This is a genomic window from Nonomuraea fastidiosa (assembly GCF_042751225.1).
Taxonomy (GTDB): Bacteria; Actinomycetota; Actinomycetes; order Streptosporangiales; family Streptosporangiaceae; genus Nonomuraea; species Nonomuraea fastidiosa.
In genome coordinates this window covers 8899528-8923357 of record NZ_CP170570.1, presented here as the reverse complement: position 1 = coordinate 8923357, position 23830 = coordinate 8899528, and the positions used below count along the sequence as shown (strand labels likewise).

Annotated in this window: 17 protein-coding genes; 8 read left to right on the top strand and 9 right to left on the bottom strand. The window is 71.9% G+C overall.

Annotated features, from left to right (window positions below; genetic code table 11):
* Positions 1-10: 10 nt before the first annotated feature.
* Together ACFMQL_RS41145 and ACFMQL_RS41140 are read right to left on the bottom strand one after the other, a co-directional pair.
* Complete coding sequence (locus ACFMQL_RS41145; RefSeq protein WP_378790087.1) at positions 11-2416, bottom strand: WD40 repeat domain-containing serine/threonine protein kinase; 2406 nt, start codon at positions 2414-2416, stop codon at positions 11-13.
* A 636-nt stretch (positions 2417-3052) separates the two neighbouring features.
* Positions 3053-4297, bottom strand: a complete 1245-nt coding sequence (locus tag ACFMQL_RS41140) for an AMP-binding protein (RefSeq protein ID WP_364065550.1) — start codon at positions 4295-4297, stop codon at positions 3053-3055.
* 309 nt (positions 4298-4606) lie between these two features.
* Here ACFMQL_RS41140 and ACFMQL_RS41135 point away from each other — a divergent pair, with 309 nt between their 5' ends.
* Complete coding sequence (locus ACFMQL_RS41135) at positions 4607-5542, top strand: transglycosylase SLT domain-containing protein (protein WP_364065547.1); 936 nt, start codon at positions 4607-4609, stop codon at positions 5540-5542.
* A 3-nt stretch (positions 5543-5545) separates the two neighbouring features.
* Here ACFMQL_RS41135 and ACFMQL_RS41130 read toward each other — a convergent pair whose 3' ends face one another.
* Positions 5546-7300 (bottom strand): glycoside hydrolase family 15 protein, encoded by a 1755-nt coding sequence (locus ACFMQL_RS41130; RefSeq protein WP_364065544.1) that lies wholly within the window; start codon positions 7298-7300, stop codon positions 5546-5548.
* A gap of 80 nt (positions 7301-7380) precedes the next feature.
* Positions 7381-7983 (bottom strand): YitT family protein, encoded by a 603-nt coding sequence (locus ACFMQL_RS41125; RefSeq protein WP_378790086.1) that lies wholly within the window; start codon positions 7981-7983, stop codon positions 7381-7383.
* A 63-nt stretch (positions 7984-8046) separates the two neighbouring features.
* On the opposite strand from ACFMQL_RS41125, the gene ACFMQL_RS41120 reads away from it, so the two are divergent.
* On the top strand, positions 8047-9480 hold the full coding sequence (locus ACFMQL_RS41120; RefSeq protein ID WP_364065538.1) for a PLP-dependent aminotransferase family protein: 1434 nt from the start codon (positions 8047-8049) through the stop codon (positions 9478-9480).
* A gap of 32 nt (positions 9481-9512) precedes the next feature.
* On the opposite strand, the gene ACFMQL_RS41115 is transcribed toward ACFMQL_RS41120, so the two are convergent.
* Positions 9513-10121 carry a trimeric intracellular cation channel family protein gene (locus ACFMQL_RS41115; protein WP_364065535.1) on the bottom strand — a complete coding sequence of 203 codons (609 nt, stop codon included), beginning with the start codon at positions 10119-10121 and terminating at the stop codon, positions 9513-9515.
* A gap of 11 nt (positions 10122-10132) precedes the next feature.
* Positions 10133-11614 carry a peptide MFS transporter gene (locus ACFMQL_RS41110; protein ID WP_378790085.1) on the bottom strand — a complete coding sequence of 494 codons (1482 nt, stop codon included), beginning with the start codon at positions 11612-11614 and terminating at the stop codon, positions 10133-10135.
* Positions 11615-11760: 146 nt separating this feature from the next.
* On the opposite strand from ACFMQL_RS41110, the gene ACFMQL_RS41105 reads away from it, so the two are divergent.
* From ACFMQL_RS41105 to ACFMQL_RS41085, 5 genes are all read left to right on the top strand, one after another.
* The gene (locus ACFMQL_RS41105) at positions 11761-13596 is read left to right on the top strand and encodes an AMP-dependent synthetase/ligase (RefSeq protein ID WP_378790084.1); all 1836 of its coding nucleotides are present in this window, start codon (positions 11761-11763) and stop codon (positions 13594-13596) included.
* A gap of 70 nt (positions 13597-13666) precedes the next feature.
* Positions 13667-14953: a hypothetical protein gene (locus ACFMQL_RS41100; protein ID WP_378790083.1), complete on the top strand. Its 1287-nt coding sequence runs from the start codon at positions 13667-13669 to the stop codon at positions 14951-14953.
* Between the two features lie 151 nt (positions 14954-15104).
* The gene (locus tag ACFMQL_RS41095) at positions 15105-15608 is read left to right on the top strand and encodes a hypothetical protein (RefSeq protein ID WP_364065523.1); all 504 of its coding nucleotides are present in this window, start codon (positions 15105-15107) and stop codon (positions 15606-15608) included.
* 958 nt (positions 15609-16566) lie between these two features.
* Positions 16567-17556: a GTP 3',8-cyclase MoaA gene (moaA, locus tag ACFMQL_RS41090; protein WP_364065521.1), complete on the top strand. Its 990-nt coding sequence runs from the start codon at positions 16567-16569 to the stop codon at positions 17554-17556.
* An 841-nt stretch (positions 17557-18397) separates the two neighbouring features.
* Positions 18398-19201: an NTP transferase domain-containing protein gene (locus ACFMQL_RS41085; RefSeq protein ID WP_364065518.1), complete on the top strand. Its 804-nt coding sequence runs from the start codon at positions 18398-18400 to the stop codon at positions 19199-19201.
* Positions 19202-19506: 305 nt separating this feature from the next.
* Here the strand turns inward: ACFMQL_RS41085 and ACFMQL_RS41080 are convergent, their stop codons facing one another.
* Positions 19507-19821 carry a DUF3099 domain-containing protein gene (locus ACFMQL_RS41080; RefSeq protein ID WP_355429547.1) on the bottom strand — a complete coding sequence of 105 codons (315 nt, stop codon included), beginning with the start codon at positions 19819-19821 and terminating at the stop codon, positions 19507-19509.
* A 98-nt stretch (positions 19822-19919) separates the two neighbouring features.
* On the opposite strand from ACFMQL_RS41080, the gene ACFMQL_RS41075 reads away from it, so the two are divergent.
* Positions 19920-20132: a dodecin gene (locus tag ACFMQL_RS41075; protein ID WP_364065515.1), complete on the top strand. Its 213-nt coding sequence runs from the start codon at positions 19920-19922 to the stop codon at positions 20130-20132.
* 790 nt (positions 20133-20922) lie between these two features.
* Here ACFMQL_RS41075 and ACFMQL_RS41070 read toward each other — a convergent pair.
* Entirely contained in the window at positions 20923-22293 is a 1371-nt protein-coding gene (locus tag ACFMQL_RS41070) for a metallopeptidase TldD-related protein (RefSeq protein ID WP_378790082.1), read from the bottom strand.
* Positions 22290-23783, bottom strand: a complete 1494-nt coding sequence (locus ACFMQL_RS41065; protein ID WP_378790081.1) for a TldD/PmbA family protein — start codon at positions 23781-23783, stop codon at positions 22290-22292. The genes ACFMQL_RS41070 and ACFMQL_RS41065 overlap by 4 nt, the downstream gene beginning before the upstream one ends.
* Positions 23784-23830: the final 47 nt, after the last annotated feature.

Below are 23830 nucleotides of genomic sequence, written 5' to 3'. Positions count from 1 at the left end.
CCAAGGGTGCTCAAGGCGGGCCGAGGCTCCAGACGTGCAACCTGCCCCGCTCGTCCGCCCCGGCGACGACGGGCCGGCCGTCCAGCTCGGCGATCGCCACGTGGTAGACGGCGCTTTCGTCACGGAGACCGAGATGGCCGATGACCTCGCCGTCGTCCAGGTTCCAGACCCGTACGGTCACCTTGCCGCCGGGAGCGTGCGCCGCCACCGCGATCGGCGTGTCGCCCAGCAGGCCCGCGACCAGCGCCGTCACGCCCCGGTCGTCGGGGCTCCAAGAGCTGAAGTTCCACTTGCCGATGCGTTCGCCGGTCGCCAGATCGTGCACGCGCAGGGTGGCGTCGAAATGCGTGGAGACCAGCGCCGGCGCGCCCTTGACCCGCGCGCACGCCACCAGCTCGATGCCGCCCTCCTCGCCCGTCGTGAACGAGCGCAGCAACGTCCCCGACGACAGCCGCCAGAGCCGCACCCGGTTCGCGCCGTCACCCGTCACCAGGAGGTCCTCGCCGTCCAGGTGGCCGAACGTCAGGCACTTGACGCCCCCGAAGTGGTCGGTGAGGCCGGGGCCGATCTGCTCGCCGGTGGCGACGTCCCACAGGCGGACCAGGCTGTACTGGTCTTGGACGAGGTCGTGCCGCTCCGACACCGCCACCGCGCGGCCCGCCACGGTGACGCCCCTGATCCGGTCCTTCGCCCGGTGATCGGCCAACCGCTTGCCGGAGGCGTCCCACAGGCGCATCCGGCCGTCCTCGTGCCCGGACACCACGACCGTCCGGCCGTCCAGGGTGCCCGCCGCCACCGACGTCACCCCGTCACCGCCGTCGCCCAGCCGCGCCGCGGGGCTGCGCATGTCCCAGCCGAACAGGACGCCCTTGCCGGTGCCGCACACCACCGTGCCCCCGGCCGCGGCCAGCGCCGTCGGGTCCCCGTCCTTACCGCGCGGCAGCGCCGCCGGGCCGGCGATCTCCGCCCCGAACGGCTCCACCGTCGTCTCGGCCGACGGGGTTCCGGTTTCTGCACGCCCGTCCGCCGCCTGACTCGGCGACATCTCGCCGCCCGGCCGCCCGTCGTCCTGACCCGCGGGACCGCCGTCCGGCCGCAGCAGCAGGAACGCCGACCCGCCGAGGGCCGCCGCCACCACCCCGCCGATCAGCACCCGCCGACTGACCCCACCCTCCCGGCTCTCCTCGCCGTCGATCCCCGGGGCCTCGCCGGGCGCTTCGGGGGAGAGGCGACCGGGTGCTTCGGGCGAGGGCCGGCCGGGTCGCGGCGGGCGCGAACCAGGCGCATCCGGCCCGTGCGGCGCCGGCGCTGGCGTCGGTGCCGGTGCCGGTGCCGCGCCAGGGGTCGAGCCAGGTCCGTACGCGACCGGCCGCGCTCCTGACCCGCCGGCCCCGTGCCCGGAAGACGGCGCGACAGGGGACGCTCCTGAGAAGCCCGGCTCGCGTGCGGGCGGCGGAACGGCGGGAGACACACTTGAGCCGTCGGGTGGCGCGGCGGGGCGTGAGCCCGAGGCGGCCGCACCCTTTGCGGGCCGTCCTGAAGGACCGGTGCCGGGCGCTGGCGGGGCGGCGTCCGGAGCGGAGGCGGAGAGCGAGGAGACCGGGGATGAGATGGCCGGGCGGATCAGGGTGTTGAGCAGGTCGGCGGGGGAGGGGCGGTGAGCGGGGTCCTTGGCAAGGCAGGCTTCTACCAGGCCGCGCAGGGACGCGGGCACGCCGTCCAGGTCGGGCGCACCGCTCAGGATCCTGTTCATGATCACGGCCATCGCCTCGCCGCGGAACGGCGGGTGCCCCGTGGCCGCGAACACCATCGTCCCTGCCCAGCTGAACATGTCCGACGCAGGCCCCACCCGCTCGCCGCGGAACTGCTCGGGCGACATGTACGCCGGCGTCCCCACCGCCCCCGACGTCGCGGAGGTCGCGTCGAGAGCCTTGGCGATGCCGAAGTCGATGACGACGGGCCCGTCCGGCCCCATGAGGACGTTGCCCGGCTTGAAGTCCCGGTGCACGATCCCCGCCTGGTGGATGGCGGCCAGCGCGGTGAGCGTCGCGATCGCCAGCCGGTGCAGCGCACCGCCGGTGCGGGGCCCCGAGGTCCGTACGACGGTCAGGAGCGTGTCGCCGGGGACGTACTCGCTGACGATGTACGGCCGGTCGTCCAGCACGCCGACGTCCAGCACCGCCGCCGTGCAGAACGCGGCGACCCGCCGCGCCGCCTCCACCTCCCGCAGGAACCCGCGCTTGACGTCGCCGTCCTGGGCGAGATGGCTGTGCAGCAGCTTGACGGCGACCTCGCGCCCCTCGTCGCCGACGCCGCGATAGACGGTGCCCTGCCCGCCGGAGCCGAGCACGCCGAGGAGCCGGTAGCCGCCGACACGGTCGGGGTCGGTGGGACGGAGCGGGCGCATGTCCGGCATCCCGCTCCTTTCACGACCTTTGTTGGCGACCAATACGATAAGCCCGCCCGCGCCGCTTCCTCCCGAACCCCCGCCTGTCAGACACGGTCAGACAACCTCATGACCGCAGGGGGAGAAGACGTCCTCAGCCGCCATCGCGACCGATGCACCGGAGGCCAAGGGGCCGATGCCACGCCTCACGGCGACCGGCACCCCACCGCCTGACCACCTGATCCGGCTCTCGCCTCTCAAGCGGGCTCCCCGCTGCGCGGGAGGTCAGGCACTGGACGGGAGCGCCCGGGCACCGAACGGTCGCCGCGCATCGAGCAGGGGAGCCGCCTTGATGGCGAGCCGGCGGCGGGTCGCGGCCGATGCCCGGTCGCCGCTCACCGTCGGGCTGCCGGCCGGGGTCGCGACCCGGGAGCGCTGTTGCGGGCGCGGGCGTGCGTCGGGCAGGGGAGGCGAGGCCGCGCGTCGAAGGAGATCGCGCGCCGAGGAGGGCCGTGCGGCCGGGCGCGAGGGCATGCCGGGCGGGAGGTCGCGTCCCCGGCAGCACCGATGCGGCGCTTGCCCACGACCGGTGTCTGGAAGGGGCGGTTACCGACCTGTCTCGGCTGCGCCAGGAGTGGACCAAGACGTGGCCGGACGGTGTCCCGGTCACCCGGCCGCGGTTCTGGCCATGTCGGGTGTCTGGCTCTTTCCGAAGACCGGTAGCTCCAGCACCGTGCCATCGAAAGCGGGCAGGCGCTCCCTCAGCCCGTCGGGCACGAGTACGGTTCTGGCCCCCGAGTCGCGCAGGACCAGCTCGAGTCTGGAGGCCGGATATTCCGGATCCAGCGGGAGGTAGGCGGCGCCGGCCTTCATCGCGGCGAGCATCCCGGCCATGGTCCCGGCCGTACGTCCCGCGAGGATCGCCACCACCTCACCGGCCGCGCCCCCGTGGCCGCCGGTGCTCATCTCGCTGGACTTCGGTGCGAACGTGGTGCCGGCCGCGCCGTCCGCAACCGCCTCGCCGTTCTGACCGGTCGTGCCGTCGGTCACCGGCGCGGCGCGGTGACCGGTCGTGCCGTCGGTCACCGGCGCGGCGCGATGATCGGTCGCGCTGCCGCTCACCGGCTCAGCACGGTGACCGGTCGCGCCGCTGGTCACCGGCTCAGCGCGATGACCGGTCGCGCTGCCGGTCACCGAACCGCCGGTGCCGTAGGTCACCTCGTCAGCGGCGGTGCCACCCGTCACCGTGGCGCCGGCGTGGTAGCCGGCGTCACCGGCCGGCCACCCAGCGGTCGCATCGCCGGGTGCCGGCGCGCCTGCAGGGCTGCCCGTGCCGTTCGCCCTCTGGCCGGGGGTGGTGCCGTCGGTGCGTCCGGCCACCGACGCGCCGCCGGCACCACCGGTGGCGCGATCCGCGCCACCCGCCGCAGGCGAACCGATGGCGCGGGCGGTCCGGTCCGCCGCCCGACCGTTCACCGTCGCGTGGGTCGCCGCTCCGCGGTCCCGCGCGTGGCGGCTCCCCGCGCCGGCCTCGATGAGGCGGCGGGCGAGCAGGTCGGCGGCGGCGTTGAGCTCGCCATACGAGACGGTGCCCTCGCGGTCCACCACGGCCGCCCGGTCCGGGGCCTTGGCCGCCCACTCCTCGAACAGCAGCACCATCCCGGACCTGCCGGGCAGTGGCCGGGCGGGACCGTCGGGCTCGCCGTCGTCCCTGTGCCGGATCGGAATCTCCACCTGCGGCATTTCGCGCATCGCGCCATCCTTCGTACGGACAGGCATGGTGGTCTCGACGCGGAGACCGGACCGAACGCCCGCTACGAACACCCGCGAACAGAAGTCGTGGGAACGCTCCCAACAACTTCCAGGGTAGGGACGCGAAAGCGCCGCGGTCAACGAAACCGGCGACTCCACGGGCCCGCCTCCGGAGAACGGCTGAAAAGAACGCTCCTACCTGGAATTTCGCTAAACAACGTTTTGGCAACATCACGGAGAGGAGTGCGGGAGCGCTCACATGTGGGTCCCCTTTGTTGGGAGCGCTCCCACTTCTGTAACGGGGTTCGGTGACGGCCGGACAGGGGGGGCGCCGCCTCGCCGGGTCGCTGCATACGGCCCTGACCGGGTCGGCGCTTGATCGGTGCGTCAGCGGCTCCCGGCCCCGTACGGGTGACACGGGCGTGGCCTCAGCCGCCGCCGGGGCCGTACCGGGTAGGTTGCCTCTCCATGGAGGCACGCCACACGCAGTTCCGCCGGGCGCCCGCGCTCGCCACCGCCGCCGCGATCCTGTTCACGGCGGCCTGCGGCACCCCGGCGCAGAGCGCGGACGCGGGCAGCGCCCCACCGGCCACGCCGACCGTTCCAAAGCGGGCCCCCGCGCAGACCCCGGACGTCGAACGGCTGCCGGAACCCGGCACAAAAATCCCCAAAAATGCTGACAAACTGGCCGCCGCCCTCCGCGACACCACCACCAGGCTCAACAAGGCGATCGACGCCTGGACGAAGGGCGGCGAGCCCGACCCTGAGGAGCTGCCGGAGGACGTCGAGCTGCTCGCCCTCTACCAGCAGCGCCTCTACCGCTACGCCGCCCGCCACCCCGGCCTGGCCTCCAAGGCGTTCGCCCGCCTGCCCGCCAAGCTCAGGTCGCAGGCCGAGGACAACACCGAGGCGCTGCGCGAGCTGTTCGCGCTGACCCGGCCGATCGAGCCGTCCAAGGTGTTCAAGGTCCGCGACCCCCGCCCGGCCGGCGAGCTGCTCGGCTACTTCAAGAAGGCCGAGCGCCGCTTCGGGGTCGAGTGGGAGGTGCTGGCGGCGGTGATGTTCGCCGAGACGAAGTTCGGGCGGGTCAGGTCGGACAGCCACGCGGGCGCGCAGGGGCCGATGCAGTTCATGCCGGCCACCTGGAAGGCGTACGGGCTGGGCGGCGACGTGCAGGACCCGCACGACGCCGTCATGGGGGCCGCCAACTACCTCAAGGCCACCGGCGCGCCGCGCGACTACCGGCGGGCCCTGCACGCCTACAACCCCTCGCAGGCGTACGTGGACGCGATCCTGCTGCACGCCCGCCAGATCAAGCGCGACCCGCGCGCCTACTACGCCTATTACGCCTGGCAGGTCTTCGTGCTCACGACGGAAGGCGAGCGCCGCCTCACCGGGCCCTGAAGCTCAGGACAGCGCGCGGGCCGCGTGCACCAAGGGCACGTGGCTGAACGCCTGCGGGAAGTTCCCGACGAGCCGCCCGTAGCGGGGGTCGTACTCCTCGGCCAGCAGCCCCACGTCGTTACGGAGGGCCAGCAGCCGTTCGAACAGCTCCTTGGCCTCCTCCTTGCGCCCCTGCATGGCCATCACCTCGACCAGCCAGAAGCTGCACGCAAGGAACGCGCCCTCGCCGCCGGGCAGGCCGTCCACGTCGTTGTCGGCGGCCAGCGGATAGCGCAGCACGAACCCGTCGGACATCAGCTCCTTCTCGATGGCCGCGACCGTGCCGGTCACGCGCGGGTCGTCGATGGGCAGGAAGCCCACGAGGGGGATCATCAGCAGCGCGGCGTCCAGCTCGGACGAGCCGTACGACTGGGTGAAGGTGTTGCGCCGGGCGTCGAAGCCCTTGTCGCAGACCTCGGCGTGGATGGCGTCGCGCAGCCTGCGCCACTTGTCGACCGGCCCGACGCGGCCGAACTGCTCGACGTACTTGACGGCCCGGTCGAGCGCCACCCAGCACATCACCTTGGAGTGCACGAAGTGGCGGCGCGGCCCGCGCACCTCCCACAGGCCCTCGTCGGGCTCGTCCCAGTGGTCCTCCACGTAGTCGAGGAGCTGGCGCTGAATCGTCCAGGCGCGGTCGTCCGGCCACAGGCCGCGGCTGCGGGAGGTGAACAGGCAGTTCATCACCTCGCCGTACACGTCGAGCTGGAGCTGCTTGACGGCCTCGTTGCCGATGCGGACCGGGCGGGAACCCTCGTAGCCGTCGAGCCAGTCGAGCATCAGCTCGGGCAGGCGGCGTTCGCCCGCGACGCCGTACATGATCTGCAGGTCCTGGGGGCGGCCGGCGATGGCGCGCAGCAGCCAGCCGCGCCAGTCGGCGGCCTCCTCCAGGTAGCCGGAGCTGATGAGCGCGTCCAGCGTGAGGGTCGCATCGCGCAGCCAGCAGAAGCGGTAGTCCCAGTTGCGCACCCCGCCGAGGTCCTCGGGCAGCGACGTGGTGGCGGCGGCGACGATGCCGCCGGTCGGCGCGTACGTGAGCCCCTTCAGCGTGATCAGCGACCGCACCACGGCGTCGCGGTACGGCCCCGAGTAGGTGCACTTGGCCACCCACTCGGCCCAGAACGACTCGGTCTCGTCGAGCTGGTTCTCGCACTCGATCTGCGGCGGCATCGGCTCGTGCGACGGGTGCCAGGTGAACACGAACGGCAGCCGCTCGCCCTCGCTGACCTTGAACGTGGCCCGGTGCGCGTAGTCGCCGCCCTTGAGCGGCACGGGGGAGTGCAGCCACACCGAGTCGGGGCCGCCGATGGCCTGCAGGTGGCCGTTGTGGCGGCGCACCCAGGGCACGATGCGGCCGTAGTCGAAGCGCACGCGCAGCTGGGTGGACATCTCGACGGTGCCGGAGACGCCTTCGACGATGCGGACGACGTCGGGGTTGCGGTCGCGGGGCGGCATGAAGTCGATCACGCGGACGGTGCCCGTCGGAGTGTCCCACTCGCTCTCCAGGATGAGCGTGTCGGGACGGTAGCGGCGCCGGGTGGCCGGCTTGCGGCCCGTCGGCCCGAGCCACCAGTGCCCGTTGCGCTCGTTGCCGAGCAGCGCCGCAAAGCACGCGGGTGAGTCGAACCTGGGCAGGCAGAGCCAGTCGATCGAGCCGTCCCGCGCCACGAGCGCGGCTGACTGCATGTCTCCGATCAGGGCGTAATCCTCGATCCGCATGCCTAGACGGTACTCGGCGCGGGGTGATCCCGGGCCCGGGCCGATCATGTCGCGTCATGTCCGGCCCGGACGGCCCGGGATCACGTCAGGGGGAACCAGCGGGTGAACAGCTGCGTCAGCGGTCCGATGGCCAGCGCGAACACGACGGTGCCGACGCCGACCTGCCCGCCGAGCAGCCAGCCCGCGGCCAGCATGGTGGCCTCGATGAGGAAGCGGGACAGGCGTACGGACATGCCGAGGCGCACCAGCCCGGTCATGATGCCGTCGCGCGGCCCCGCGCCCATGCCGGCCCCGATGTAGAACAGGGTGGCGAGGGCGACCGTCACGACCGCGAGGCCCACGTAGGCCGCCTGGACGGCGAGGTCGCCGGGGGTGGGCAGCAGGTACAGGCCGAGGTCGGCGAACACGCCCACGAGCAGCACGTTGCTGATCGTCCCCAGCCCCGGTTTCTGTTTCAGCGGGATCCACAGCAGCATGACCAGGGCGCCCGTCAGGGTGATGACGGTGCCGATGGTCAGGCCGAGCCGCAGGGCGACGCCCTGGTGGAAGACGTCCCATGGACCGTTGCCGAGGCCCGACTCGACCTGGAAGGCGAGGCCGAAGCCGTACAGGGCGAGCCCGCCGAAGAGGCGGAGGAGGCGCACCGGGAAGGAGTGCGGCCGCGCGACGGTGGTTTCACTCATGATGGCTTCACAGTGGCAGGCCATGACTTGCCAAGAACAGGGCCAATAGCGAAAAGTGGCCTCATGCGGCACTTGTCAGCCACGCAGGTGGCCCGGCTCGTCGGCCTCGACCCCGGCGCCCGGCCCTACTATCGCGCGCTCGCCGACGCGGTGCGCGCGCTCATCCTGGACGGGCAGATCCCCGTACGCGTCCGCATGCCCGCCGAGCGCCACCTCGCCCAGACGCTCAAGGTCAGCCGCACCACCGTCACCGCCGCCTACGACCTGCTGCGCGAGCGCGGCTACCTGGAGAGCCGGCAGGGCTCGGGAAGCTGGACCGCCCTGCCCGACCCGGCCGCCACCGCCGACAACCCGTGGCTCGGCACCGACGGCGACGGTCTCGTCCAGCTCCACGCCGCCGCGCCGCCCGCGCCCTGCGGGCTCGCCGAGGTCATGGCGGAGGCGGTGGCCGACCTGCCCCGCTACGGCATGGGCAACGGCTACGACCCCATGGGCCTGCCCGCGCTCAGGGAGCGCATCGCCGCCCGCTACACCGCCAGGGGAGCGGCCACCAGGCCCGAGCAGATCCTCGTCACCACCGGCTCCCAGCACGCGCTCCAGCTCGTCTTCGGCCTGCTCACCGGCCCCGGCGACCCGGTGCTGATCGAGTCGCCCACCTACCCGCACGCCATCGGCGCCGCCCGCAGGCGCGGCGCCCGCATCGTCCCTGTCGGCGTCTCCTCCGAGGGCTGGCAGCAGGACCTGGTGGCGGGGGCGATGTGCCAGTCGTCGGTGCGGCTGGCGTACCTGATGCCCGACTTCCAGAACCCGACGGGCGCGCTCATGGAGGACTCCGTGCGCGCCGCGCTCGCCGGCGCCGCCCGCCGCGCGGGGACCACGCTGCTGGTGGACGAGACCTGGGCCGAGCTGGCGCTGGACGAGGTGCCGCGGACCTCGCCGATGGCCGCCTTCGACACCGACGGCCGGGTGATCAGCGTCGGGTCGGCGTCCAAGCTGTGGTGGGGCGGGCTGCGCATCGGCTGGATCCGCGCGGGGGCGGCGCTGATCCGCCGGCTGGCCACGTTCCGCGCCTCGGCCGACCTGGCCAGCCCCGTGCTGGAGCAGCTCGTCGTGGCGCGGCTGTTCGACCGGCTGGAGGAGACGCGCGCCGAGCGCCGCCGCGGGCTGCGCGCCTCACGCGCGGCGCTGCTCGCGGGGCTGCGCGAGCATCTGCCCGAGTGGACGTACGTGCCGCCCAAGGGCGGCGGCACCCTCTGGGTACGCCTGGGGCAGGGCACCAGCTCGGCCGTGCTCGCCGAGGCGGCCGCCTGCCAGGGGCTGCGCCTGGCCCCCGGCCCGTGGTTCGGCCTGGACGGCACGCTGGAGAACTACCTGCGGCTGCCGTTCACCCAGCCGCCCCAGGTGCTCGCCGACGCGGTCGTCCGGCTGCGCGCCGCACTCGACCAGGGCCCGTCGGCCGTGCCGAGGCCCCGCGAGTCGCTCATCGGGATGGTCTGAGGCGTGGTCCGACGGGCGTCCGATGGGCCCGATCAGTCGCCGACGCCCCTGGCCAGCGGCGCCCGCCAGTTGCGCCGCATCGCGGCGATGCGCAGCCCGAAGGCCAGCACCGCCGCCGCCAACGTGGCCGGCCAGCCGTGCAGCCCGTACGCCGACAGCCCCGCCATCGCCGCCGACCCCACCAGGGCGGGCACCGCGTAGAGCTGCCGGTCGTACAGCAGGGTCGGGATCTCCCCGGCCAGCACGTCGCGCAGCATGCCGCCGCCGACCGCCGAGGTGACGCCCAGCAGCGAGGCGTGCAGGGGGCTGAGGCCGTACTCCATGGCCTTGGCCGTGCCGACCGCGCAGAACAGCCCGAGCCCGGCCGCGTCCAGTACCAGGATCGCCGGCATCACCCTGGCGACGTGGGGATGCCAGAAGAACACGATCACGGTGGCGGCCAGCGGCACCAGCACGTAGCCGAGGCTCTGGAAGGCCGCGGGCCGCACGTTGAGGATGAGGTCGCGGACGAGACCGCCGCCGAGCGCGGTGATCTCGGCGAGCACCGCCATGCCGACCACGTCGAGGCGCTTGCGCACGCCCATGAGCGCGCCCGACAGCGCGAAGACGAAGATTCCGGCCAGGTCAAGAAGTTCGGACACGTTGGGAATGTCTACCGCATGGCAGGTTCGTGGTGTTCGGCCATCATGATCCGCAGCTTGCGGGTGAACATGAACAGCGCCGCACCCGCCACGATCGCCAACGCCGCCAGCACCAGGTAGTACGCCGGATCCGACAGCACCCGGCTCAGCCGCCCGGTCTGCCCGCCGACCGCGTCGCCCACCGACGTGGCGATGAACCACAGGCCCAGCATCTGCCCCTTGAACGCCTCGGGCGCCAGTTTCGTCGTCACCGACAGTCCGACCGGGCTCAGCGACAGCTCGCCGAACACCTGGATCAGGTAGACCAGCACCAGCCACCACACCGACACCCGGCCGCTGCCGGCCAGCGAGGCCGCCAGCGCCATGACCACGAAGCTCAGCCCCACCATGACCAGCGCGAAGGCGAACTTCTGCGGCGTGCTCACCCGCGTGCCGAGCCGCACCCACAGCGCCGCGAACACCGGCACGAAGATCATGATGAACAGCGGGTTGAACGACTGCGTGGTGGCCGCCTGGATCGGCAGCCCGAACAGCGACAGGTCCGTATGGTCGGCGGCGAAGAACAGCAGCTTGCTCGGCGCCAGGTCGTAGATCATCCAGAACACCGCCGCCGCCACGAACAGCCAGATGTAGGCCTTCATCCTGATCCGCTCGTCCTCGGTCAGGTCGTGGCTGCCCAGCAGGATGTAGCCGAAGTAGGCGATCGGCACGATGAGGATGATCACGGTGATCGCCACGGTGAGCCCGTCGATCGTCAGCGTGCCCGTCGCCGCCCACACTCCCAGCGCGATCGCCACGATCGCCACGCCGAGCAGCGCCAGCCGCAGGAAGTGGTGCCGCTCGCGGCGGGTCAGGCGCAGGCCGGGACGCTCGCCGACGCCGCGCAGGCTGTGCCGCCCCCACACGTACTGCACCAGGCCGAGCGCCATGCCGACCGCCGCCGCGCCGAACCCGAGATGCCAGCGGTCGTCCGCGGCCAGCCAGCCCACCACGATCGGCGCGAAGAACGCCCCCAGGTTGATGCCGAGGTAGAACAGCGAGAACCCGGCGTCCCTGCGCCCGTCGTCGCCCTCGGGATAGCGCCGGCCCACCATGACCGAGATGTTCGGCTTCAGCAGGCCCGTGCCGGAGATGATCAGCAGCAGCCCGAGCCAGACGAAGAACGGCGTCGTCACCGGGATCGCCATGCTGATGTGCCCCAGCATGATGATGAACCCGCCCCACAGCACCGACCTGCGCGCACCCAGGATGCGGTCGGCGATCCACCCGCCCGGCAGCGCCACCAGGTAGATCAGCGCCCCGTAGACGCCGACCACCGCCTGCGCCGTCTCCTGAGACAGGCCGAGCCCCTGGTGTGCGGGCGAGGCGGCCATGAACGTGGCCAGGATGGCCCGCAGGCCGTACCACGAGAACCGCTCCCACATCTCGGTGGTGAACAGGGTGGCCAGCCCCCACGGATGCCCGAAGAACGTCCTGCCGCCGTGTTCGCTCATGCGCGCCCCCAGCACACTCCACGCATTGTCTCGATCACTGTACGTGAACAACATGGATCTTTCTCCGCAAGCTCTTGTCGCCTCCGGCGTGCTGTGGTGCGATGCATGCCACTCACATAAGTGATTACTGACAGGAGGCGGGTGCCATGGCCGATGTCCTCGAAGTCCGGGCGGAGATCCTGCGGGAGATCGCCGGCCGTACCGTCTGCGAGCGGCTCGCGAACGCGGCGGAGCAGCATGGCGACGCACCCGCGTACTCCGATCCGGACGGCGACGGATGGACCACGCTCACCTACCGCGAAGCCCGCACGCGGGTCCTGGAGATCGCCGCCGGCTACACCGCGCTCGGGCTCCGGCCGGGGGAGCCGGTGGCGATCATGATGGTCAACCGCAGCGAGCACGTGCTCGCCGACCTCGGCGCCGTGCACGCAGGAGGGGTGGGCTGCACGATCTACTCGACGTTCGCGCCCGACCAGATCGCCTTCGTGGCCGGCGACGTCGGCGCCCGCATCGCGGTGCTCGGCGGCCCCGCCGAGCTGGTCCGCTGGGCGCCCGTCCTGGACCGCCTCGACGGCCTGCGCAAGATCATCATGCTGGACGGCGCTCCCGCCGGCGACCGCTTCATGACCTGGCGGGCGTTCCTGGAGCTGGGCCGCGAGCGCCTGGCCGCCGACCCGGCCGCCGTCGAGGCCCGCCACCGCGCGGTCACCTCCGACGACGTGGCCACCGTCCTGTACACATCCGGCACCACCGGCACGCCCAAGGGCGTGCCGCTCACCCACACCAACATCTTCTACGAGGTCGCCGCCACCGACCGGCTGACCAGGCTGCCCGAGAAGGGCACCCAGGTCTCCTACCTCACCTACGCCCACATCGCCGAGCGCATCCTGAGCCTCTACCTGCCGCTGGTGAAGGCCTCCCACGTGCACTTCTGCACCGACCTCGCCGGCCTCGGCGCCACGCTGGGCAAGGTCAGGCCGATGTCGTTCTTCGGCGTGCCGCGCGTGTGGGAGAAGATGATGGCCCGCCTGCAGGCCGTGCTCGCCACCCAGCCGGAGGAGCAGCAGGCCGCCGTACGCGCCGCGATGGCCGCCGGGGCCGCGTACGTCGAGGCCGGCCAGTACGGCCGCACCGTCACGCCCGAGATCGAGGCCGCGTACGAGAAGGCCGACGCGGCCGTGCTCTCCACCATCCGCGGCTTGATAGGCTTCGATCGCGCCGAGTGGACCGCCACCGGCGCCGCCCCGCTCTCCGACGAGGTGCGCCACTTCTTCGCCGGACTCGGGATCAAGGTCATCGACGTGTACGGCATGACCGAGACCACCGGCGCCTGCACCGGCAACAGCCCCACCTGCTACCGCCTGGGCAGCGTCGGCAGGGCCGAGCCCGGCGTCGAGATGCGCATCGCCGAGGACGGCGAGATCCTCACCCGCAGCCCGCTCAACACCGCCGGCTACCTCAACAGGCCCGAGGCCACCGCCGAGCTGATCGACGCCGACGGCTGGCTGCACACCGGCGACATCGGCACCGTGGACGAGGACGGCTTCTTCCGCGTCGTCGACCGCAAGAAGGAGCTGATCATCACCGCGGGCGGCGAGAACATCTCACCCGCCGAGATCGAGAACCACCTCAAGCAGCACATCCTCATCGGCCAGGCGCTCGCCTACGGCGACCGGCGCCCCCACCCCGTCGCCGTCCTCACCCTCGACGCCGAGACCGCGCCCGGCTGGGCGCAGGCGCGCGGCATCTCCTTCGGCTCGCTCGCCGAGCTGGCCCAGCACCCCGAGGTGCTCAAGGAGGTCGAGGAGGCGGTACGCGCGGCCAACGCCAAGCTCGCCCGCGTGCAGCAGGTCAAGAAGTGGGCCTTACTCGGCGTGGAGTGGACCGCCGAGACCGAGGAGCTCACCCCGAGCCTCAAGCTGAAGAGGCGGATCATCCACTCGAAGTACGCCGACGTCATCGAAGGGCTCTATTCAGGCTGATCCCGGCTTTGCCATTCGGGGCGTGTGTTGTGGCCGTGCCCATTACCGGCCGGTTCCTACCGTCTTGATCATGAGCAGAAGCCTTCTTCTCGCCTCGCTCGCGGCGGGAGCGCTCACGGTGCCCGCACCGCCCGCCTCCGCCGCGACCGAGCCCGCCATCCGTTCCATCACCGTACGACCCGCGCAGCCGGTGGTCGGCGCGCACGGTTCCGTCCGTCTGGTGATCGACGTGATCGCCAGAGGGGTGAAGGGCAAGGACGGCGTCACCGTCAAAGTCGAACCCGGCGCCCCGCCCGCCGACGCCCCGCAACCCCGTCCCGCCACCCCACCCGTCACCGGACCCCAGAACCCCCCACCAGGACAGAACGGCACCCCGGGCACGCCTGAGCAGGACCAGAACCCCGGTGCGCCCGACACCGCCCAGGACCCCGCGACACCCGACGACGCCCGGAAGCCGAACACGCCACCCGCCCAGACGCCCGTCAAGGACGAACCCCAGGAGAACGCGGAGCCCGCACCGCAGGGGACGGCTGATGAGGCGACTCAGGAAGGGGCGACTCAGGAGGGGACGTCCCAGCAGGGGGCGACTCAGGAGGGGACGGTTCAGGAACCGGCGGCTCAGGGCACGGCCGGTGAGTCGGCTCAGGCCGGCGCTCCCGTCACCGTCCTCGCGCCCGGCCGGGAACCCGCCCGCCCGCACCACATCCTCACCCAGGCCCGCGCCGGCGAGCAGCAGACCCAGAACACCCAGTGGGGCGTTCCCCAGCAGCCGGGACAGAACGCGCAATCAATACAGGACGGTGCTGTCACCGCGCCGAAGGTGGGCGTGCCGCCCCGGAACGCGGAAGCCATCCTGCCCCGGCTGGTGTGGCGCCGCATCCCCGTGCCGCCCGCCAGGATGGCTGACGGCTGGGAGACCTGGCGCTTCCTGCCGGACAAGCGCCTGAACCGCTACTACCCGGCAGGCACCTGGACGATCACCGCCACCGCCAAGGGCAGGGACGGCAAGACCGTCACCCAGTACGCATCGTTCCAGCTCAGGAGGGAGAGCAGGCTGTCCTCCGTGCGCGTGGAGAAGGCGGCCAAGGGCGACGGCGTACGCCTGCGCGGCTCGCTCACCCGCGTCGATCCACGCGGCCTGACCGACTTCGGCCCGTTCGCCAAGCAGCGCCTGGACATCCTCTGGCGTCCCGACACCAGTTCGGCCTGGGAGAAGGTGGGGCAGGCCACCACCGACGCGTCCGGCGCGTTCGTCCAGACCGTGCAGGGACGTACGGGCGGTTACTGGCGCGTCCGCTTCGCCGGAACTGGACATTACGCACCAGACAATTCAAAAGTGCAACAAATCCCGCAATAGGCCATTCTGCTAATTGCCGCGAACAATGGCGTCGTTGCCCTTTTGTGATCGGTCTGACGGCAACTTTTCCTTCCCCGGGCGCGTCTATTGGCGTTGACGTGCCCCGCTACGTGGGCCGTCTCGCAAACGGGGAAGGATTTCTCTCTTGAAGATGCGACGTCTAGCCGCCGGCCTGGCGGCTGCCGCCATGGGCGCGACGGTGGTGGCCACCACCGCCGCCACGCCCGCGCTCGCGGACCCGGGCCTCGACCCGGATGTCGCGGGTGGCCAGACCAGCCTCCAGCTCGACGTGAACCCTGAGCCCGCGTTCCGCGGCCGGCCTCTCCACATCGGGGGCAAGCTCTCCGTGAAGTGCGAAGAGGACTACATCCGCGGCCTGGTGTCGGTGACCCACTCCGACCGCTGCAAGAAGCAGGAGACCTGGCACCGCCTGGCCTGGAAGCGGATCGTCATCCTCTTCCAGCCCGCCGGCAGCGGCCGCTGGGAGCACGTGGACACCGTCCGTACGCGCGGCAACGGCAACTTCGCCCTGAAGGTGCCGGCCCGCACGTCGGGCACGTGGCGCGCGGTGTTCGAGGGCAGCCGGCACCTCGCCCCGTCCGAGGGCAAGGACTGGGTGAAGGTCATCGGCCATCGCCACCGTCACCACCACTGATCACCTTCGCGAACGCCCGGCCCCAGCGGCCGGGCGTTCGCCGTTCCCAACCCTCTGCCCAACACCCCGCCCGGCTCTATGCCACCGGTCGGCTGTTTACCCGTCCGGCTCTGTGCCACCGCCCGGCCGTTTACCCGTCCGGCTCTATGCCACACCGGCTTGCCGTTTACCCGTCCGGCTCCATGCCACCGGCCGGCCGTCTACGGCGAACACCCCGCCGAACCCCGCCGCCTGGTGAGCCCCGTGCGGACCTGCCGCCTGCGCGGTCATGCCGCCCCTTCGACCCGCATTCGCCGCGTGCGCGGCCGGCTCCGCGCGAACCCGCCTTCTGCGTGGTCCTGCCCTCTCGTACGCGTCGCTTGCAGGGCGGCGTCCCGTGCGAATCGGCTCTTGGGACTGTGCCCCGTGCGGACCTGCCACCCGCGCTGCCATGCCTTGCCCGCGAATTCCGCCCGCACGGTCCTGCCGCGTCCGGTTCGCCGCCTGCGAGGGCGATGCTCAACGCGGGCGGGCCGCCACCTGCGCCGCCGTCCTACGCGCGCCCCGGCACTACCCCAGCCTCTGCTCAACCTGCGCCCGCGCTCCCTGTACCCGCGCTCCCCGCGTCCGCGTGGCCCGTCCGGGCTTCCCGCGCCTCTGTTCTACTCGCACTTCGGCTTTACCACGCTCCCGCTGTGAAGCCGCATCCCGGGCGAGACCGCCGTGAGCAGGGCATCGTGAGCAGGGCATACGGCCTCGGCCGGACCGCCACGGACAGGGCGCTGCTGGTGGGGCGCAGGACGGGAGCGGTGGCCGGTCCTTGGCGGCGGGTCCTGGGATCAAGGGCCCCTACACCGGCGTGAGCTCGGAATCGATCTAGGGAACAATGTGTTCTCGAGGCGTGAACCAGAGGATTTCCGGCCCGGCGCAAACCCGACGTAGGCTGGCGATCTGGCACACGAACAGGAGGTGACGCCCCGTGTTGCGAGACTCGTTCGGACGGGTGGCGACAGATCTGAGGGTGTCCCTCACCGACAAATGCAACCTGCGCTGCACGTACTGCATGCCCCCTGAGGGGCTCGACTGGCTGCCGAAGCCCGAGCTGCTCACCGCCGACGAGATCGTCCGCCTGGTCACGATCGGCGTCGAACGCCTCGGCATCACCGAGGTCCGCTACACCGGCGGCGAACCCCTCCTGCGCCGTGAGCTGGTCGACATCGTCGCCCGCACGGCCGCGCTCAAGCCCCGCCCGCAGATCTCGCTGACCAGCAACGGCATCGGCCTTGCCCGCCTGGCCGAGCCGCTGGCCGCCGCCGGGCTCGACCGGGTCAACGTCTCGCTCGACACGCTCGACCCCGACACGTTCAAGCGGCTCGCTCACCGCGACCGGCATGCCGACGTCATCGCAGGCCTGGCCGCCGCCGACGCCGCAGGGCTGCGCCCTGTCAAGATCAATGCCGTGCTGATGCGCGGCATCAACGACCATGAGGCCGTGCCGCTGCTGCGCTGGGCCCTCGACCAGGGTTACGAGCTGCGCTTCATCGAGCAGATGCCGCTCGACGCCCAGCACGGCTGGAGCCGCGCCGACATGGTGACCGCCGACGAGATCCTGCATCTGCTGTCCACCGACTTCGACCTCGCGCCCGACGACCGGGAAGAGCGCGGCAGCGCCCCCGCCGAGCGGTTCCTCGTGAACGGCGGCCCGGCCAGGGTCGGCGTGATCGGCTCGGTGACGCGGCCGTTCTGCGGCGCCTGCGACCGGGTGAGGCTCACCGCCGACGGTCAGGTGCGCAACTGCCTGTTCGCCACCGAGGAGTCCGACCTGAAGACCGCTATGCGGGCCGGGGCCTCCGATGACGAGCTGGCCGAGCGCTGGGTGGCCGCCGTCGCCAGCAAGCGCGCCGGACACGGCATCGACGACCCGTCGTTCCTCCAGCCGGCCCGCCCGATGTCCGCCATCGGCGGCTGACGGTCCGCGACCGGCATGCCCGCCGCCTCCGACCCCGCCCCCGTCGACGAACGCCTCCATCCACCCGAAGAGCCATCCCCCGCCCCGCCCCAACTCCCGTCCCGCCCCCGGACGTTTCCGCCCACCCGGCGAACCGTCCCTCATCCCGCGTCCCACTTCCGGTCCCGCCTCCAGCGCCGGGACAGCTCCCGGTGCTCGGCCGTCCTCATGCGCCGAGACGGTCCGGAAATCGGAGCGTCCGCCGCAAAAGCAGCAGCGCCTGGCGCGTCCTCCGCCACGGTGGCGGTGTCTGGGGCGCCCTCCACCATGGCGGCGGCGCCTGGCGCGTCCTCCGCTGCGGCGGCGGCGCCTGGCGCATTTTCCGCCACGGTGGCGGTGTGCGGGGCGCCCTCCACCATGGCGGCGGCGCCTGGCGCACCCTCCACCACAGTCACAGCGTCCGGCGCGCAGGCGTCTGCCGCCATCGGGCCGACGGCGGGTGACGGTGTCAGGTGCCCTCCGGCTCCGGGTGCCCGGTACTCAAGGCGGGCGCCCCGGGACGTGGGCGTCGCGGGAGAGCCTGAGGTGCAGGCCGCCTTCGTATCCGAGGCGGCGGTGAGCGACGCGCGGGGCGTCCTCCGAGCGCATGGCGCTGGTGCCTGACGCGCGTAGTGCCTTTCGCGCTGCGAGGGAGCTTTTGCGCTGCGAGGGAGACTGACGTTCCGATGGCCTTCGCGAGCGCGGCGGCGAGGCCCGGCGGTCAGGCGCTCTTCGGTCCTGGGCCGGCCTCCGACGATCACGGGGCCATCCCGTGCGATGCTGGGGCGGCTTCCCAGAGCACGAAACCGGGCAGGGAGGGGCTGTGAGCGAGGGGTTCGATGCGGTGATCCTGGCCGGTGGGCGGGCCAGGCGGCTGGGCGGCGCGGACAAGCCGGCGCTCACCGTGGGCGGCAGGTCCCTCATCGAGCACGTCATCGCGGCGGTCGAAGGCGCCCGCACCGTCGTCGTGGCAGGCCCGGAGCGCCGTCCCGTCCCCGGCGTCGTGTACGTCCGTGAGAACCCGCCGGGCAGCGGCCCGGTCCCGGCGCTCGCCGCCGCGCTGCCCCACGTGACGTCCCGATGGCTGGTCCTGCTGGCTGGAGATCTCCCGTTCATGGGGCCTGGCCACGTGGCGGCGCTGCTCGAAGCGGCCCGGGAGGCGGGCGGCGGCGCCATCCTGCTCGACGACGGCGGACGGGAGCAGTGGCTGGCGGGCGCGTGGCCGGCGGCCGGGCTGAAGGCGGGCATGGCCGCCTACGACGGACGTTCGCTCAGGGGCGTGCTGGCCCCGCTCGTACGCGCCCGGCTCACCTTGCCCGGGCGCCCCTGGTTCGACTGCGACACAATGGACGACCTGGAGGAGGCTCGCATGAACGTGCTGCACGAATGGACCGTCCTGGCCTGCAAGGAGCTGGGCATCGACCCGGCCAGGGTGGACCGCGACCAGATCCTCGACCTCACCAAGGAGGTCGCCCACGGCGTGGCGAGGCCCGCCGCGCCGCTTACCGCCTACCTGCTCGGGCTCGCTCAAGGCGCGGGCACCGCCCCGGAAGACGCCGTCGCCCGATTGACCACATTGGCGAAGAACTGGAGCCGCGCCACCCAAGAGACCCTGACAGACGACTGACACTCGAACGAACTCTTGAAGTCAAGCTCGCCCCAAACCTGAAGATTTCCTGTGAATAACGGGGGAGGGGCGAGTGTAAACGATTTCGGGAAAGCCGCCCTATCGAACCGGGGCCGATGCGCGCGTTGATCGAAACGCGACCCGGGAAAAGGGCGACGCCGGGTGGTTACGGGGGCAAACCACCCGGCGTCGCATCATCGGCGTTCCGACGGGGGCCCGGAACGCCGGCACCAGCACTCCGACGGGGGACCGGAGCGCTTGGCTAAAGCGTACACCTACAACCCATGGGATGCGTCAAGAGTTAGTCACGACCCGATCTCGCGTCGATGCAGCGGTATCTCGGTTTGGTTAGCCTCCGGGCTCTGAAAGGTAGGCGGCGGACCAGGGTTCCCCCTCTCATTGGCCCCGATTACGGCTATGTATGGCAAAAAGACCGCGCCGGCGATGAACAGCAGCCGGTACGGCCACGGGACCGGCACCACGACCGCCAGGATCAGGCAGATCGTGCGGATCCCCATCTTGATCAGATAGCTGATCTCCCGCTTGTGGATGTCCGCCGACAGCGACGGCTTGGCGTCCGTGACCTGGTGGACTTCCGGCTTCCTGCGCCACCCCTTCATGCTTTCCACGGTAGTCCCGCCATGCCGAGCTCCTGACCGTGCCCCGGCGGGGACAGGGGGTCATGCGACCATGGCCTTCTAGTAAGGAGGATGTGGAGATGACGGATCGCACGTACCGGGTGACCGAGATCGTCGGAACCTCTGGGGAGAGTGTCGACCAGGCCATCCGCAACGGCCTCAAGAGGGCCTCCGAGACGCTGCGGCACCTCGACTGGTTCGAGGTCACGGAGATCAGGGGTCACCTCGACGCGGGCGAGGTCGCCCACTTCCAGGTCGGCATGAAGGTCGGCTTCCGCCTCGAAGACGCCTGAGCCCGTCTGCGTGAGCCCCCCTCACGCCCTCTCGCGCCCACGTGTCCCGCTCCGGCGCCCAAGACCGTACGAGAGCCTCGTGAAGGCCGGAGCAGGCCGCCCAGAGCCCCGAGAAGCCGCGCGGGCGCGGGGTGAGGCCTTCCGGAGGCGGGGGAGAGGGCGTGGACGCGCCAGAGGCGTACGGGGCGACAGGGGAGGCGTGCGGGCGGCCGGGAAGGCCTGCGGGCGCACGAGAGGCGTACAGCGTTACAGGCAACGTCCCGCGGCCGCGCCGCGCCCCATATGCGACACGATCCGCACCTGAGCCCCAAGCGATCCGCGCCTGCGGCCGGCGCAAGCGCGGCCGCGCCTCAAGCGATCCCGCGCCTGAGGTTTGCGCGAACGCGGCTGAGGCCTGAGCCCTCCCGCGCCTAACCTGCGTAAGCGCACTGAGGCCTGAGCGAGCGCGCCTGAGGCGCGAGGAACGGCGCCGCCAGCCCGGCTGAGCCGCGCGCGGAGTCGAACGGGCCCGTGCCGCGAACAAGCCCTTGCGCCGAACAGCCCCGTGCAGTGTACGTGGGGCCCAAGCGGGGCTCGAACAAGCCGCGTAAGGCCCGAGCAGGCCCGAGCAGGCCCAGGCAAGCCGCGCCGCGAGCCTCGACCGAACCCGAGCCCTCGATCGAACTTGCTCCCTCGACGGAGCCTGAGCCCTCGGCCGAACGCGAGCGAAGACGGCCCGCGCTCGGGCGGGCGTAGCAGACCCGTCCGAGCGCGAGAACCACAAGGCCGAAAGGCCCGTCTGAAACGCGTGTCAGCTCGCCTGGCTGACCGTGGACATGTTGAAGTCGGGCACCCGCACCGCCGGCATGATCGCCCGCTGGAAGTAGTCGCTCCACTCCCGGGGCAGCGTGCGGCTCCCCTCGCCCACCTCGGTCATCCGCCCCAGCAGGCCGACGGGGCTTTCGTTGAAGCGGAAGTTGTTCACCTCGCCGACGACCTCGCCGTGCTCGACGAGGTAGACGCCGTCGCGGGTCAGCCCGGTGAGGAGCAGCGTCTGGGGGTCGACCTCGCGGATGTACCACAGGCAGGTGAGCAGCAGCCCGCGCCGGGTCGAGGCGATCATGTCGTCGAGCGAGGCCGCGTCGTCCGGCCCGGCCATGATGAGGTTGTCGATGGCGGGCGTCACGGGCAGCCCGCTCAGCTCGGCCGAGTGGCGGGTCTGCAGCAGCGCCTCAAGCCGGCCGTCCTTGATCCAGTCGGTACGCGACAGCGGCAGCCCGTTGTCGAACACCGAGCTCTCCCGGCTGGAGGCGTGGGCCGTCACGAACGGCGCGCAGCCGATGCCGGGCGCCGCCGGGTCGCTCGTCAGCGTGACCGGCAGCCTGGCGAGCTGCTCGCCGACGCGGGTGCCGCCGCCCGGCTTGGAGAAGACCGTACGGCCGTCGAGCGCGTCACGCGCGCCCGCCGACCAGAACATGTAGATCATCAGGTCGGCCACGGCGCTCGGCGGCAGCAGCGTCTCGTAGCGGCCCGCGGGCAGCTCGATGCGGTTCTTCGCCCATTCGAGCCGCTGCGCCAGCGACGAGCCGAGCGCGGAGACGTCGACGTCGGTGAAGTCCTCGGTGGACACGCCCGCCCACGCCGACCGCTTGAGGTCGGCGGACTTGGCGTTGACCTCAAGCCGCCCGGTCGGCTGGTCGTGGCGCAGCCGCACGCCGGCCGACGTGCCGAGGAACGTGGAGGTCAGCGAGTGCTCGGCGAACCCGTACAGCTTCCTGCCGCCGGCCTCCGCCGCCGCGAACGCCTCCCCCAGAGCGGGCGCGAAGCGCCCGAACACCTCGATGTCGGTCGGCACCACCTCGTCGGCCCAGTGGGGTGAGGCGGGGCCGGCCTCGACGAGCGGCCGGGCGTCCTCGGCGGGCTGGGCCTCGCGCGCCGCCGCGTCGGCCGCCGCCACCACGTCGGCGAGCTGGTCGTCGCGTACGGCCGAGCGCGACACCACGCCGGCCTTGTCGCCCGCGATCGAGATGACGGTCAGCCGGGACGAGCGCGCGACGCCGTTCGTGGTCAGCGTGTTGCCCGCGAAGCGCAGGTTGGCGGTGGAGCCCTCGTCCACCAGCACCACGCAGCCGTCGTTAGAGGAGAGCTCCAGCGCCCTCTCCACCATCTCCTGAGGCGTCACTTGCCGCCCTCCTGCACCGTGTTGAGGATCCGTACGCCGCGGAACAGCGCCGACGGGCACCCGTGGCTGACCGGCGCGACCTGTCCAGGCTGGCCCTTGCCGCAGTTGAAGGCGCCGCCGAGCACGTACGTGCCGGGCCCGCCGACCGCCTCCATCGACTGCCAGAAGTCGGTCGTCGTGGCCTGGTAGGCGAAGTCCCTGATCTGCCCGTCCAGCCGGCCGCCGGTGATGCGGTAGGCCCGCTGGGCGGTGAACTGGAAGTTGTAGCGCTGCATGTCGATCGACCAGCTCTTGTCGCCGACGAGGTAGATGCCCCGCTCGACGCCCGCGATCAGGTCGTCGGTGGACGGCCCGTCGGGGGCCGGTGCGAGCGAGACGTTCGCCATGCGCTGGATCGGCATGTGGCCGGGCGAGTCGGCGAACGCGCAGCCGTTGGAGCGGCCGAGCCCCTTCATCAGCGCCATGCGCCGGTCGAGCTGGTAGCCGACCAGGACGCCGTCCTTGATGATGTCGAAGCTCTGCGTCTGGACGCCCTCGTCGTCGTAGCCGATGGTGGCCAGGCCGTGGGTGACGGTGCGGTCGCCGGTGACGTTCATGATGGGCGAGCCGTAGACCAGCTCGCCGAGCTGGTCGAAGGTGGCGAAGCTGGTGCCGGCGTAGGCGGCCTCGTAGCCGAGCGCGCGGTCCAGCTCGGTGGCGTGGCCGATCGACTCGTGGATCGTCAGCCACAGGTTGGACGGGTCGATGACCAGGTCGTACTCGCCGGCCTCCACGGAGGGCGCGGCCAGCTTCTCCGCCAGCAGCTCGGGCAGCCTGGCCAGCTCGCCCTGCCAGTCCCAGTGGCCGCCGGTCAGGTACTCATAGCCGCGGCCGACCGGAGGCGCCAGCGTGGACATGTCGTCGAAGCCGTTCTCGGCCGCCTTCATGGCGTTGAGCGTGGGGTGCACCCGCACCCGCTGCTGGGTGGTCACGGTGCCGGCCGTGTCGGCGTAGAACTTCTGCTCCTTGACCTGCAGCAGCCGGGCCGAGACGTGGTCGGCGCCCTTGAGCAGCCCGGCCGACCAGTCGGCGAGCAGGCTCACCTTGTCGGATGTGGCCACCTCGAACGGGTCGATCTCGTAGTCGGACACCCACACCGCCTCGGCGTGGACCGGCTCGGGCGCCAGCTCGATGCGCTCCCTGTTGATGGGGGCGCTCACCTCCGCCACGCGTACGGCCTGCTCGGCCACCTTGGCGGCGGCCTCGGGCGTCAGGTGGATGCCGGAGGCGAAGCCCCAGGTGCCGTTCTTGACCACGCGCACCGCGTAGCCCAGATCGTCGGCGTCCATGGAACCTTCGAGCCGGGCGTCGTAGAGGCTGAGGGACTCGGCCCTGATGCGTTCGAGCCGGAAGTCCGCGTGCTCGGCGCCGAGGTCGCGAGCGCGTTGCAGAGCGGCGTCCGCGAGCTGCCGCAGCGGCAGCTCCAGGAAGTCGGAATCGATCTGGCGCATGTCCACGATCCTAACCCTGTGATCTTGTGCCACCCGGACAAGCGGAT